The 14,262-nt window shown below is 37.3% G+C and carries 14 protein-coding genes; 4 read left to right on the top strand and 10 right to left on the bottom strand.

Annotated elements, in window-relative coordinates:
- Window positions 1–34: 34 nt before the first annotated feature.
- Entirely contained in the window at window positions 35–763 is a 729-nt protein-coding gene (locus ACQKIM_RS10730; protein ID WP_427543200.1) for an IclR family transcriptional regulator, read from the bottom strand.
- Window positions 764–988: 225 nt separating this feature from the next.
- Between ACQKIM_RS10730 and ACQKIM_RS10725 the strand changes: the two genes are divergently transcribed.
- Window positions 989–2,653 carry a M20/M25/M40 family metallo-hydrolase gene (locus tag ACQKIM_RS10725; protein ID WP_427543197.1) on the top strand — a complete coding sequence of 555 codons (1,665 nt, stop codon included), beginning with the start codon at window positions 989–991 and terminating at the stop codon, window positions 2,651–2,653.
- Between the two features lie 675 nt (window positions 2,654–3,328).
- On the opposite strand, the gene ACQKIM_RS10720 is transcribed toward ACQKIM_RS10725, so the two are convergent.
- The 3 genes from ACQKIM_RS10720 to ACQKIM_RS10710 all read right to left on the bottom strand — a co-directional run bounded on the left by ACQKIM_RS10720 (window position 3,329) and on the right by ACQKIM_RS10710 (window position 5,977).
- Entirely contained in the window at window positions 3,329–4,513 is a 1,185-nt protein-coding gene (locus ACQKIM_RS10720; protein ID WP_427543194.1) for an NAD(P)/FAD-dependent oxidoreductase, read from the bottom strand.
- Between the two features lie 45 nt (window positions 4,514–4,558).
- A complete protein-coding gene (locus tag ACQKIM_RS10715; protein WP_205446557.1) occupies window positions 4,559–4,987 on the bottom strand; it encodes a DUF1641 domain-containing protein in 429 nt (142 codons plus the stop codon).
- A gap of 321 nt (window positions 4,988–5,308) precedes the next feature.
- Window positions 5,309–5,977 carry a Crp/Fnr family transcriptional regulator gene (locus ACQKIM_RS10710; RefSeq protein WP_427543191.1) on the bottom strand — a complete coding sequence of 223 codons (669 nt, stop codon included), beginning with the start codon at window positions 5,975–5,977 and terminating at the stop codon, window positions 5,309–5,311.
- A gap of 103 nt (window positions 5,978–6,080) precedes the next feature.
- Between ACQKIM_RS10710 and ACQKIM_RS10705 the strand changes: the two genes are divergently transcribed.
- Together ACQKIM_RS10705 and ACQKIM_RS10700 are read left to right on the top strand one after the other, a co-directional pair.
- Entirely contained in the window at window positions 6,081–6,320 is a 240-nt protein-coding gene (locus ACQKIM_RS10705; RefSeq protein WP_427543188.1) for a hypothetical protein, read from the top strand.
- A gap of 436 nt (window positions 6,321–6,756) precedes the next feature.
- Window positions 6,757–6,975: a hypothetical protein gene (locus tag ACQKIM_RS10700; protein WP_427543185.1), complete on the top strand. Its 219-nt coding sequence runs from the start codon at window positions 6,757–6,759 to the stop codon at window positions 6,973–6,975.
- Window positions 6,976–7,352: 377 nt separating this feature from the next.
- Here ACQKIM_RS10700 and ACQKIM_RS10695 read toward each other — a convergent pair whose 3' ends face one another.
- From ACQKIM_RS10695 to ACQKIM_RS10670, 6 genes are all read right to left on the bottom strand, one after another.
- Window positions 7,353–7,649, bottom strand: a complete 297-nt coding sequence (locus ACQKIM_RS10695; protein WP_427543182.1) for a cupin domain-containing protein — start codon at window positions 7,647–7,649, stop codon at window positions 7,353–7,355.
- Window positions 7,650–7,651: 2 nt separating this feature from the next.
- The gene (locus tag ACQKIM_RS10690) at window positions 7,652–8,422 is read right to left on the bottom strand and encodes an ABC transporter permease (protein ID WP_427543179.1); all 771 of its coding nucleotides are present in this window, start codon (window positions 8,420–8,422) and stop codon (window positions 7,652–7,654) included.
- The gene (locus ACQKIM_RS10685; RefSeq protein ID WP_427543176.1) at window positions 8,397–9,458 is read right to left on the bottom strand and encodes an ABC transporter substrate-binding protein; all 1,062 of its coding nucleotides are present in this window, start codon (window positions 9,456–9,458) and stop codon (window positions 8,397–8,399) included. The genes ACQKIM_RS10690 and ACQKIM_RS10685 overlap by 26 nt, the downstream gene beginning before the upstream one ends.
- 13 nt (window positions 9,459–9,471) lie before the next feature.
- The gene (locus ACQKIM_RS10680) at window positions 9,472–10,161 is read right to left on the bottom strand and encodes an ATP-binding cassette domain-containing protein (protein ID WP_427543173.1); all 690 of its coding nucleotides are present in this window, start codon (window positions 10,159–10,161) and stop codon (window positions 9,472–9,474) included.
- Between the two features lie 3 nt (window positions 10,162–10,164).
- The gene (locus tag ACQKIM_RS10675) at window positions 10,165–10,947 is read right to left on the bottom strand and encodes a class I SAM-dependent methyltransferase (protein ID WP_427543170.1); all 783 of its coding nucleotides are present in this window, start codon (window positions 10,945–10,947) and stop codon (window positions 10,165–10,167) included.
- A 130-nt stretch (window positions 10,948–11,077) separates the two neighbouring features.
- A complete protein-coding gene (locus tag ACQKIM_RS10670) occupies window positions 11,078–11,704 on the bottom strand; it encodes a TetR/AcrR family transcriptional regulator (protein WP_427543167.1) in 627 nt (208 codons plus the stop codon).
- A 371-nt stretch (window positions 11,705–12,075) separates the two neighbouring features.
- Here ACQKIM_RS10670 and ACQKIM_RS10665 point away from each other — a divergent pair, with 371 nt between their 5' ends.
- Window positions 12,076–14,262 (top strand): MMPL family transporter, encoded by a 2,187-nt coding sequence (locus tag ACQKIM_RS10665; RefSeq protein ID WP_427543164.1) that lies wholly within the window; start codon window positions 12,076–12,078, stop codon window positions 14,260–14,262.

Genomic DNA, 14,262 nt, shown 5'->3' with positions numbered 1-14,262 from the left:
AAAATAGGTCTTTCCCTAAGCTGGAAAGACCTATTTATGAATGCCCTAATTTATGCGAAAGCTGATGTGCCGTTTTTGTTACTTGTTTCGCAATACTTTCTAACGATTCATTATCTGTATCATATTCAAAACACTCTGCACTAATCGCTGCAATCGGCTCACCATCTAAATTTAACACTGGTGCTGCGACTGAAACGGTTCCTTTTGTTTTTTCCCCATAGCTTATCGAATATCCTTCTTCTTTAATCTTAAGAAGCTGCTCCATAAGCTCTTCTCTCACTTGCTCTTCTAATGTTTCAAAAAATTGATGTTGTATTTCCTTCTTCATAAATGCAAGAAGTACTTTATTTGCTGCTCCAATAGGAAAGGGAATTTTTTCGCCAATCATATCTATAATGCGAACATTCTTAGGGCTATCTACGCGATCAATGATAATCGAAGTAAAGTGTTTTGGAATGTTTAAATAGGTTGTTTCACGAACATTAATAGCAAGCTCTTCTAATAATGAGTGCGCCTGTTCCCTTATATTGGTATCATGATACATTTTCATTCCAAGCTGTAGCCACGTATAGCCTAATCGAAACTCCTTTTTTTCTTCGTTTCTTTCGACTAAATCAAAATTCTCCAATGTATATAATAACCTGTAAATAGTACTACTAGGTAAATTTGTTTCATTATAAATCTCTTGTACAGAAAAGAAACGTTTAGGATGCTTGGCTAGCACATTTATTATTACCATTGCTCTTTCAATCGACTGAATCATTGCAATTCCTCCTTCCACTTATTTTAACGAATTTTTATCTATTTAAATAGATATTAATCTATAAAAAGAGACCGAATATTTTTAAAAATGAAAATTGACGATTTGAAAAATATTTTATATGATGAATCTATATTCCGTATTACGGATTTTATTTCACAGATTGGAATATTAGATTTGCGATACTATGATAAAAAATTACAATGGTAGAACAAAGGGGCAATAATCATGAATCGACAACAGGGGCAATTACCAATGGAAATGCAAATCGAAAAGCTGACGATGGAGCTAATAAATATTAATAGTATTAATGGAACATCCGGTGAAGGGAAAATTATTGAGTTTATTTATGATATGATGCGAGCTTTCCCTTACTATCAAGAAAATCCATCTTTTCTTTGGACAAATAATGTAAAAAAAGATCCGATTGGTCGTAAAAATCTTTTTGCATTTGTTAAAAGTCCAAAAGAAACTCATAAAACAATTATTTTCCATTCGCATCTCGATACAGTTGATATAGAAGACTATGGGAATTTAAAAAAACATGCTTTTTCACCGCAGCAGTTAGAAGCATTTTTTAAAACTTATGAGGGCAATGTCGATGTACAACAGGATGCATTAAGTGGTGATTGGCTATTCGGCCGAGGTGCGGTTGATATGAAGAGTGGTGCAGCGGTGCATATTGCGAACATTCATTATTTCTCCAATCATCTTGAAGAATTACAAGGGAACTTATTACTGATTTTAAATGGTGGTGAAGAATCTGAGCATAATGGGATTATTGATGCCTTGGATGAACTAAATCGTTTAAAAATAGCACATAGATTAGATTTTCTAATGGCAATAAATACTGATTTTACAACACCTTTATATAATAATGATCCACATCGTTATGTATATACAGGTGTAGCAGGAAAGCTTCTCCCCTCCTTCCATATTTACGGTCGTGAAGTTCATGTAGGCGATACTTTAAGTGGCCTCGATCCGAACTTTATTGCAGCTAAAATAACGGAGCGTATTCACAATAATTTTGAATTGACTGAGCAAATTAAAGGAGAAACAATTCTCCCTCCTACTTGCCTATATCAACGTGATACAAAGGAAACTTATACTGTTCAAACCGCTTCTACAAGTCATATTTATTTTAATTACTTTTTATATGAGGAAACACCTGATAAAGTAGTCGATAAACTCAAGGCTGTCGCACAACAGGCTTGTTTAGAAGCAGAGACATATTTGCAGCAACAATACGAGAAATACGTTGAATTCTCTAATGTTCCAAAGCATCTTCTTTCATGGCATATTGAGATTGTAACTTACCAAGAATATATCTCGTATTTAAATCAAAGGGGTATAGATACAAATTTAATTGTGAGGGAAGCCTTAGAAAAGAGTAGTGGTCAGGAATCGCGCCATCAATCATTTGCAATCGTGAATGCATTGCAAAAAGCAGACCCGGAGCACAGGCCGCGTGTCATTTTATTTTTTGCACCTCCCTTTTTACCTCATAACTACTTGAAGGAAGATATGGCAAGAGATCAACTCTTAAAGCAAATAGTGACAAAGGCCGTAGATGAGGTAGCAAGCGAAACCGGTGAACAATTTCAAGTAAAAAGATTTTTTCCATATTTAGCAGATGGAAGCTTCCTCTCTATCCATGCTACACAAGAAGAGCTAAATGAGTTGCTTCATAATTTTCCAGAATGGGAAAGGCTTTATCCCCTACCTTTCGAGAAAATAAAAGCTTTAAACATCCCCTCTGTAACGATGGGTGTATATGGGAAAGACGGCCATAAATGGACAGAAAGAGTTTATAAACCATACTCCTTTGGTATTCTGCCAGGGTTAATCCGCAAAACAACAAGAGAGCTATTTAAAGTTCATCGAGATTAATGCAATGCGCCTCCTATTACAGGAGGGCACTGAAAAAGTCGATTTGCCACAAAAATTGTGATGCAATTCGACTTTTTTAAGTTTTCAAATCTAACAAAAGATAAATTTCTAATATTAAAAAGTGAATTTTTTAGAGTGCCCTTCTATTACAGGAGGTGGTTTTTGTGCTATAAGTTTCTCCACCTCAGCTTTTCTATCCGCCACTTTGATCTTACTATCCATTGCTTTGCCTTTTCTATCCGCTACTATCGCTCTCCTATCCTTTACAATCAATCTACAATCACATCTGAAGCATCCATCTTAAAAGATCAGATTTGTCCTAAAATTGATCAAGTGATTCGAAAAAGTGATTGGGTATTCCCTATAACTGCTCGGGTCACCCGAAAAAGTGATCGGGTATTCCCTAAAGCCGCTCGGGTGACTCGAAAAAGTGATCGGGTATGCCCTAAAGCCGCTCGGGTCACCCGAAAAAGTGATCGGGTATTCCCTAAAGCCGCTCGGGTCACCCGAAAAAGTGATCAGGTATGCCCTAAAATTGCTCGGGTCACCCGGAAAAGTGATCGGGTATGCCCTAAAATTGCTCGGGTCACCCATCCCAAAGAATGCTCAAGCAGCCCTAATCAACATTAAAAAGGCATGAATTCAATAAAATTATTGATTCATGCCCTTAAAATATTAATATGCTAAGCCGAATAGTGCTTTAATATGTGTTAGATAGCGAATGTTAGACGCTTCTTTCATAAGTGTTGCTGGAAGACCTTTAAGCTCTGTGTTGCTAGCGCCAATCGTAGCAACTGCGTCTTTGCGGCCTAAGCTTGCAAGTGTACCAGAGTTCACAGCTGAGAATGATTTCATCTCTTGGTTTTTGTATTGTGCAAATACATTGTAGCCAGCGAATTCACCCATTTGCCACGCAACTTGAGCAGTTGGAGCATACAGTGGACGACCACCATCAGCTGGTAATGCTACAGATGCGTCACCAATAACAAATACATCTTCGTGAGATGTAGATTGTAAGAATTCGTTGATTGTTGCTTTACCACGATCTGCTGCAAGACCTGATTCGCCTACGATTGGTAGTGGAGCTACCCCACCTGTCCAAACAAGCGTGTTTGCAACGATTGGTTCACGGTCTTTAAGAGAAATAACATTACCATCCACACCAGTAACAGGCGTACCCGTAATAAATTCTACTCCGCGTTTTGTTAAGCTTTCAGTAGCACGTTGGATAAGTGCATCTGGAAGTACTGGTAAGATTTTTGGACCAGCTTCAACAAGTTTAATTTTTAGGTCAGCAAAGTTAACACCGTGTTTTGCAGCGATTTTCGGGAAGTTGTCCACAATTTCACCAACAAGCTCAACACCCGTTAAACCGCCACCACCGATAACGATTGTTGCATCTGCTTCATCTTTAGATTGTGCATATGCTTTAATGCGGTCTTCAATATGTCTGTTAATTTTATTGGCATCATTTACTGATTTTAGTACCATTGAATTTTCTTCTAATCCAGGGATACCGAAGAATCCAGTTTGGCTGCCTAAAGATACTACAAGTGTATCGTAAGTTAATGTATAACCAGTATCTAGGTCTACTTTTTTAGTGTCTACATTGAATTTTGTTACTTTCGCAATTTGTAAATCAATATCTAAACCTTTAAAGATTTTTTTAAGTGGTAAAGCAACAGCACCTTCTGCAATTGTACCACCAGCTAAACGGTGAAGCTCAGTGATGATTTGGTGTGTTGGGAATTGGTTTACTACAGTAATTTTAGCTTCATCAGCTGATAGATACTTACGTGCTGTTAATGCAGTTAAAACGCCAGCGTAACCAGCACCTAAGATGACGATTTCTTTTGACATGATTAATTAATCCTCCGTCCTTACGAATTGAATTTACCTTGAGTCTTATTTAGCTTTGCGTTCTGAGCTTACTTGTAAGAAAGCATTAACAAAACGGAAAACATTTTGAACTTGAGGGTCTTTTAACATTTTCACAAGACCGAATAAACCAATTACTTCATGGCTTTCAGATGCACGGTCTTTTGCTTCAATTGCAGTTGCTGCAAGGTTTTTTGCAGAGCCTACTACAGGACCAGCCATTTCTGTTACTGCTCCAACTGTATCGTTTTTAAGCACTTCGTCTGTTGCAACAGCTTGAGCAAACTCGTATGATTTCGTTAATAATGTCATCATTTCAGTTAACTTCGGTAATTGCTCAACTAAAGTTGTAAGAGATTCTTGAACTTCAGGCTTTAATAATTGATCTAGGACATCTAATTGTTCTTTACTCACAGTTACTTGCTCAGCCTGTGTTTGGTTATTCGTTTCTGACATGTTGAACTCTCCTTTGCCATCACTAATACTATTTTTTATTACTTACATGTAAAAAAGACCATTAAGGTAAAACTTAACAGTCGTTACAGCGTATATCTTCCACATTCACCAGTCACAAGGGCCGGATAGCGATTCGTATGACTTGTTATTACAATGTTAACTTTAATCCGCAAAAAGCGCATCATAATTCCATCCTTATCTTGTCTTGGTGACATTACAACCTTCATTATAAAACTGTTTGTCCATTATTTCAATGAGCTAAATCACAATTTCGACAATCTTTTCAAAATTCATTGTTTTAGTCAACTATTAACTGTCTGACTATAATAAATTTTCCAAAGCAGCAAAATTAAGAATTGTAATTTTTTTGCCCGTCATCCTTATGTACCCCTCTTTTTGGAAAGCAGATAAACGGCGGCTTAATGTTTCACGGGTTGTATTGAGATAAGATGCTAAATCTTTTTTACTCATTGTTAATAAAAATGAATCACTCTTAGCAGTTGCCCCTGATTTTAGAATAAAAGCAGCTAGTCTTTCGCTGACCTCTTTATAAATCGCTTCACTTAGATGATTTTCTGTTTCCTCTAAACGCGTAGAAAGCTGGGCAAGCATTTGAAATAAAGTAATAGGTGTTCCCGCCAATATTTTCATTAGCTCCTCACCATCAAGAGAGCAAACTTCTGTTTTCTCTAGTGCTTCTACTGTAGATTTTTGTGGCTCATCATTGAACAATGTTACATCTCCAAAAAAATCACCTTTTTCTAATACTCTTACAACATATTCACGCCCGTCCGTAGATATATGTGAAACCTTTGCTCGACCATGCCTTACGATAAATAGTTTTTTCTTATGATCACCAGCCAATAAGATAATATTCCCTTTATCAAAATGTTGATGTGTAATAATATGTGAAATTTGCTCCATCTCATGTGTTTTTAAATGTTGAAATATCGGTACCTTTGAAAAACAATATTCTTTTTGACAGCTCACATGTATCCCTCCAAATTTGACTTATATCACAGAATGAATCGTTCTTCTACCTATATAATAGTGAGAATAATAATCATTTTCAACATAAAGGAGGCTATCGATTTTGAACACCCATATTGTAGACTATGAAAAAATGCCTGACCATTGGTTGTTAGCAAGCTTAGGAAAAACCGTATTGCGTCCTGGTGGCATTCAAATGACTAGGCAAATGCTTGTAGAGTTTGCACCAGGGCTTGGCATTACGGCCAAAATGACACTTGAAAATAAACCAACTTATACAGCTATTGAGCGAGACGAGGAAGCCGCTAAATCGGTACAAAAGACATTCGCTGAAAGAAGTTAAAGTAAATGCATTACCATTAACAGCTGAAGAGTGGCAGGAAATTTTACAACAGCATGGCTTTATAATCGAGCATGTGGAAACGGCGCCTATGCACCTACTTTATCCGAAACGTTTAATTGAAGATGAGGGATTTTTAGGAGTTATGAAAATCGCCAAAAATATGTTAACAAACGCCAAAGCTCGGAAGCGTGTGCTGTTGATGCGAAATCATTTATGACATATAATCAATATTTACAAGCCATATCCATCGTAGCACGGTTACCTAAATAACAGCACCATCTACACATAGAAAAAGCTCCATAATAGGAGCTTTTTCGCATGTTGTTGAAATACTATTATGTCAATGAAATCAAGGTGACAAATTAAAAAGTATAGCCCTTTTTCAAAACGAGGGGTTGATCTCCGTTCCGACAGAGTGCTTTCCTGGGGGCGTCCGATGAGCCGCTTCACTCGCGTAGCTCGCTCCAGGGTCTCATCTGCGACGCTGAATCCCCGAGGAGTCACTCAGTCTACACTCCAATCAACCTTTGCTCATAGTATTTTCTTCTGGCAATTCACACAAATATATAGTGATAAATTTGAAGTCTTAGCCATCATTATATTGTGCAAAAATGGAGCTTTGATAACATTTTTCAATGCGAAAGCAGAGCGGTAGCAATAAGTGGCTTTATGTAAAGCAACAAAATGATTCTATACATAAAATGTAGGGCAACAACTATAGAATTGTGCCATTATATCCATTTAATGATGGTGAGTAACATACTTTTACTTTACTTTTGAGGGAAGAAAATATTTAAAGTTCTACACTATTGTTGATTGGAGTGCAAGGCTACTCGACTCCTGTGGGATAGCGAGACAGACGAGACCCTGCACGGAGCGTCAGCGCAGGAAGCGGCTCGTCGCTCGCCCACTGGAAAGCGAGTAGCCTGGAACGGAAATCACCTTCATTTTAACTAAATATTCACAAAAAGTCCCTTGACTATTTAATTTTTCAACACTATGAGAAAAAGCTCCATAATAGGAGCTTTTTCGTTATTTTAATTTAATGACGATGATACGAACATCTGTTATTGCCTCTAAGCTATGACTCTCCAGTGGTTTTATAGCTAATATCGTATCCGCCGTTAAAATTTCTTCTTTTCCTTCAATGATAAAGCGAACTTCGCCAAATTGAACGATAATTAATACTTCATTATCTGTATGATGTGCTGGAATTTTTTCACCTGCACATAATTGAATATTTAATACCTCTGCACCATCAACACTTCCTAGCTTTCCTACATGCTTTGCCTTTTCTGCTAGCACAGTCTGTACATGAAAAATTGTCATCGTTACTCCTCCATATTCCATTTCATCATTTTTACTTTTAACGGATTTAATATAAATATATCAATTGCTATGATGGTTAATACACTGATAAATGTCCAAGCAAATACTTTATCTGTATTGATATTAATACGAGCCATTGTTAGCGCTGCACCAACTCCATTACTTGTTCCTAATAACTCTGCCATGATTGTAATTCTTACTGCACCTCCAGCTGCTAATGAACACGCAGTCAAAAAAGGAATCATTAGACTCGGCAAAATAATAAAGCGCATTTTCTGCCAATTTGATTTTTGATAAACAGTTGCCATCTGTAATAACTGACTATCAATTTGTCGATAGCCATTGGCAATATTAACGTAAAAGGTTGGAAACACCAATATACTTACTACAAATACTGGAATAATAGAATTTGTGCCAAACCAAACCATTGCAACGACTACTAAAATAATTGGCGGGATACCCAGTAAAAATGAAATAATAGGGCGAAATATTTCATAAATAACAGCAAACCTCCCTGCTAACAGTCCACAAATAGTTGCAAAGGTCATACCTATTAGCAATCCTATACTCATTCTAATCATCGTTAAATAAAATTGCTGTAGTAACTCGCCAGTAATTGTAATTTTCCATAAAGCTACTAGTGTTTCATATGGTGATGGAATGAGAATACTAGGAAAGTTAAATGATAGCACTATCCAAATGAGCAATATCCCAATGCACGTACTTACTTGAATGATAAAGCTATTTTTACGGCTCATAATAGAATTTTTCATCTGGTAACTGTCCACCGATTATTTCTGGTGATAATGAGGCTAGCTGTTCAAAGAAAAACTCAAGCTCCTCTTTTGCTTCTTGAGCTGTTACGAATTCAATATTTAAATACGGAAGCAATTTAGTAATAAACGCAGGTTCTAGTCCCTCTTGATAGCTCGCTAATAGTTCGCCTGCAGCCACAGGTTCATTTTTTAAAAATTGAATGGATGTCTCTATTTGTTTTTGCAATAACTCCACAAACTCAGGATGCTCTTGGATTAATGCTCGATCAACAATAATTCCTGCTTGTGGAATTCGTGGTTCCTTTCCTGTTGCCTTTGCCCACTCCTCTTGCAAACTCATTGATTTCTGTAACGCAACTCCCTCTTTCTTAGCCTTTGCCATAACTAATGATGCTGTATGCTCTGGTAACACTGCATACTGTGCCTTGCCTGCTGCTAATAGCTGCACGACCTCTTGTGGTGTAGAGGAATATTCCACCTTTAAATCCTTTTCAATATCCAGACCATTTTTTTGCAATAAATACTGGAATACTAAAGCTGGCATGTCACCCTTAAAAGGAACATGTACTGTTTTTCCCTTCAAACTCTCCCATGAAATCGTTTCCCCTTCAGGTCCAATAAAATATAAAATTCCCCAAATTAATGTATTGACTAATTGAATGTCTACACCTTTATTATAAAGATTTGCTCCTACATATGTGGGAACAGCAGATATTTGCACTTGCTTACCGCTTATGCGTGCTCGTAGCTCATCAGGTGTATTCCACGTCAAAAATTCAACCTCCTCTGCACCCTCCAATAAGGAATTATCCTTCATGATTTTATAGAGTGGAGCTGCAATCGAAATACCTGCAGGTGCTTGAATCGTAATTTTTTCAGCCTTTTCTACCTCAGTAGTTGCTGATTGCTCAGTAGAAGGCTGCTCTTTTTCTTTCGATGCTTGTTCTTTTTGTGCATTGTCCGTTTTTCCACAAGCTACTAATATAAATACTAGGCATATGATTAAAAAACTATTAAAAGACCATTTTTTCATCCTATTTTCTCCCTTACGATTTTTGTAATAATTGATATTCCATATTTTTAATGTAGTCAAAGCTACGTTGTTTACGTGGTACATTTAATATATATTCCTTGTAAATGCCCTCTTTCGCTTGCGTGATATTAATAATACGGTCTGCAACTGTCGCTGCCTCCTCGTAGTCATGTGTCACATAAAGCATACTCACATGCTCGTTGTCGATTAAATCAATAACATCCTCTATAAGCTCTTTTTTTATCCAATAATCTAACGCTGAAAAAGGCTCATCCATCATAATAAGCTTTGGTTTACAAGCAAATGCTCTAGCAATGGATGCCCGTTGCTTCATACCGCCAGATAATTGCTTTGGAAACGCAGCTAGCTCATTCTCAAGTTTGACTCGACTCAGTAGATTGATAATCTGTGCTTTGTCTACAACACCATTACAGCTAAATGCAACATTTTCGTATAATGTACACCACGGTAATAGCCTTGGCTCCTGGAATACGTAACCTAATCGATCTGCAAAGCATGTGACTTGTCCTGATGTTGGCTGCAATACTTTTGTGGCTAAATGTAAAAAAGTCGTTTTCCCACACCCTGAAGGTCCGATAATCGCAGCAATCTCACCTTCCTGTAAGCTCAAATTGCAATTTTTAATTATTTGTTTAGCACCAAAGGATTTTGATACCTGTTGAAATTGGATGATTGTTTCCATACGTTATCCTTGCTTTTTTGCTACGACAGTGATGTGTCCAAAATGCTGACGAGCAACATCGAAATGTTCAATAATTTCAAGGAAATATTTTTCATCCTCTGGTTTTTTTCGAGCATTCTCAATCATATGAGCTAAACCATCCAAGCCTTCATCACGAACAAGCCCTACTAAGGATACTAGATGGAGCTCACCTGTCTGTGAATCAATCTGTTGAAAGCCTACATTTTCAAACAATGTCTGCCAATGCTGTTTAGTTAATGGCTGTGCCTTTACGATGATGACATCACGTAATGCCTGTATTTCTTCTAACACATTTTCCTCGTTCACAGCCTTTATAACTAAATCATGTGTTGCTAAAATACCACCTGGCTTTAAAACACGCATATATTCAGACAATGCCTGTTCCTTCATTTCTTGAGGAAGCATTGTGAGCATGGCTTCATTGATAACTACATCAAATGATGCATCCTCAAAGGGTAGTTGTGTTGCATTACCTTGTTGGATTTGAACTAGATGTTGAACATTTTCACGAATAATATTGTCGTTTGCTTTTTGAACAGCATCCTTGTTGATATCTATGCCAATTACTTTTGCCTCATATGTTTTAGCTATGTGTATCGCGGTAGTGCCCATATTTGTTGCAACCTCTAGAACTTGACTTCCTTTATGTAATTGGCAAGCCTTAAGTATTCGATTCGTTGCTTCTTTCCCACCCGGGCGTAAAACCGTTTTCCCTAATTTCGCTAAAAATAAATGTGTTGGTAGACGTTGTTCTGATATTGCCATTCCAGTTCCTCCTCTTTTCGTTATATTCATCACTATAAATGAGAACCATTATCAATTAATGTGACCTGCATCACAAAAAAGAAGTTACCTCAAAATTTGAGATAACTTCTTTTAAAAGTTTTAAAGGTGCTTATTCATTATTATGAACAGATTGCCAAAAGAAAGTAGTCACTTCTTTGGCTGTTTCTTGTACTGTGTTAAACAATCGCTTTCCTTCCCCATCTTTGAAATATCCAATGGACATCATCGCCATAAATGTATGCGCAAAAAAGGTAGCATTTCCTTTACGAATTGTACCCTTCTCCATCTCTAGCTGCATTGTCTGCTCAATTGTTTGATAGATTTTATTTTCTGAAACATGTACTTCTTTTAACTGAGATTCCGATAAATTAATTGTCGCCTCTCTCATAAAGTTTTTCATGTCAATATCTACTGTAGCTGATAAGTGAACTTCAACAAGTTGCTCTAGACGTTCTTTAAAGGGTTTTGGCTGCTCTAAAATTTGCAGAATAGCTAGTCGAATTCTATCCATCATTGCAATTAATGCAGATGTATATAGATCACCTTTTGTTGGGTAGTAATAATAGACGGTTGCCTTTGTCACGTTACAAGCCTTTGCTACATCATCCATCGAAATATTTTTGTAGCCCTCTTTAATAAAAAGTCTTGTGGCCGTTTCAAGGACAATATTTTTTGTCGGTTTTGCATTTTCATTATGGCGAGGCCTTCCGAGAACACGCGGCGATTGTTTCATCATATTCGCCTCCTTATAAAGCATTGTTTATCAATTATGCCTCGGCATAATTGCGTCCGGAATCGGCTTTGTGCTTACACAAAGAACTCCTTTTCGATTCTGTGACATCTGCCGGAGACTTTAACTTCTTTCAGCGGAAGTTTGAACACCCTCTGAAAATTAAATTCGCATTCATCTCACCACCTATAGAGGTGGGAGACTTCTGTATCTGCCGCTACGCTTACGCGCATAAAACATCTGCAGCTACGCATTCGATACAAAAAACATTGCTGAAAGAAGTTAAACATAGTATAACATATTAGTATTTCACAATTGATTAATTAACCTACTAGTATATATAATTAATAATACTTATACCGAATGGAGGTCTTCTTGTGAAAAAACATCCGCTTGAGCAATGGGGCTCAATAGTAGCAAGTAAAAAGGGTCGGGTCCTAACCCTTGTTTTTTGGGTTTTACTTGTTGTTGTTCTATCCTTTGCTTGGCCACAAATCAATAGCATTGAAAGTGAATCAGGTAAAAATTTACCTAGTACAGAAATGTCAGAACAAGCCGCTGCTATCATTGCAGAGCAATTCCCTAATGATGCAGGCACACCCTTATTACTTGTTTGGCATCGAGAAAGTGGTCTAACTACTGATGATTTTGGTGTTATCCAAAAGATTTATGGAAAGCTAAAAGATAAACCTTTAGCTCATCAAATGCTCATTCCACCGTACGATCAAATGCCTACACAGGCCATTGCCGCCTCCGCATCTGAAAACAGTACAACCATTGTCACTCCTGTCTTCTTTGAAAAAGGGCTTGCAACTGATATTTTGCAAGAAAGTTTAAATGCATTAACGAAAACAATGGATGAAAATAATGTTCAATCAAAGAAGGACTTAGCCAGTGACGCACTTCATGTTCGTTATTCTGGACCAGTCGGCATTGCAACAGATGCCGTCAGTCTATTTTCAAAAGCTGATACAAAATTATTAATGGCAACTGTACTCCTTGTTTTGGTGCTATTAATTATTATTTATCGTTCACCATTGTTGGCTATCATTCCTTTACTCGTTGTGGGCCTTGCTTATGGTATCATCAGTCCAACCCTTGGCTTCTTCGCTGATCATGGATGGATTGCTAAGGATTCACAGGCTGTTTCTATTATGACCGTGCTACTCTTTGGTGCAGGTACAGACTATTGTCTATTTTTAATCTCAAAGTACCGCGAAATTCTATTTGAGGTTGAGGATAAAACAACAGCCATGAAGCTTGCAGTAAGGGAATCTGGTGGAGCAATTTTGATGAGTGCCTTAACTGTTGTGATCGGTCTAGCTACTCTTAGCCTTGCCCATTATGGTGCATTTCAACGCTTTGCAGTTCCATTTAGCTTTGGCGTACTTGTAATGGGAGTTGCAGCACTCGTTGTACTACCAGCAATTCTTGTTTTAATAGGTCGCGTAGCCTTTTTCCCATTTGTACCTAGAACAGAGGACATGGCTCAAAGGAAAGGTAAAAAGCAACACAAGCCTTCCCATAAAACAAGTCATAAAATCGGGTATTTTGTGACACATAAACCATGGATTGTGATAGTAGTAACTTTATTATTATTAGGTGGTTTAAGCGTATTTGTGCCACGTATTCAATATACTTTTGATTTATTATCATCCTTCCCTGAGGATATGCCGTCACGTGAAGGCTTTACTTTAATAGAAGAAAACTTCTCTCCTGGTGAATTAGCACCTATACAGCTCGTCATTGACACTAAGGGAACAGATATTAATTTACAACAGCAATTAGCATCTATCTCTTATATTGACAATGTCACAGATGTTCAGATTGGAGAAAAGAATAATCATATACAATTGTATGAACTAACTTTAAATATAAATCCTTATGCTAAGGAATCATTAGCACATATTCCAGGGCTAAAAGCAGAAGTAGTAAAAATGCTTGAATCTAAAGGCATTAAAGAGGCAGACCAGCATATATGGATTGGTGGAGAGACAGCTAGTCAATATGATACACAGCAAATTACGGTAAGGGATGAAACGGTCATTATGCCAACGATGATTGCCTTGATCGCTCTATTATTATTTATCTATCTTCGCTCCCTTACAGCGACAGTTTATTTATTAGCCACTGTTATTATTTCCTATTTCGGTGCACTTGGGGCTGGATGGCTTATTTTACATCATGTTATGGGAGCTGAGGCCATTTCAGGAGCAATTCCGCTCTATGCCTTTGTCTTCTTAGTAGCACTTGGAGAAGATTATAATATCTTTATGATTTCAGAGATTTGGAAAAAACGAAAGACTACCGATCATTTAACTGCAGTAGAGGAAGGTGTTGTACGAACAGGGAGTGTTATTACATCTGCTGGGCTTATCTTGGCAGGGACATTTGCAGTTCTTGCAACACTGCCAATTCAAGTATTAGTGCAGTTCGGTGTCGTTACAGCAATTGGGGTACTTCTAGATACATTCATTGTGCGTCCTTTACTTGTCCCAGCAATCACTACCGTTTTGGGTAAATTTGCTTTTTGGCCAGGGGCATTATTTAAAAAGGACATTTAA

The organism is Lysinibacillus sp. NPDC047702, assembly GCF_050272555.1.
Taxonomy (GTDB): Bacteria; Bacillota; Bacilli; order Bacillales_A; family Planococcaceae; genus Lysinibacillus.
The sequence above is the reverse complement of the archived record's forward strand: the minus strand, read 5'-3'. Positions and strand labels throughout refer to the sequence as shown.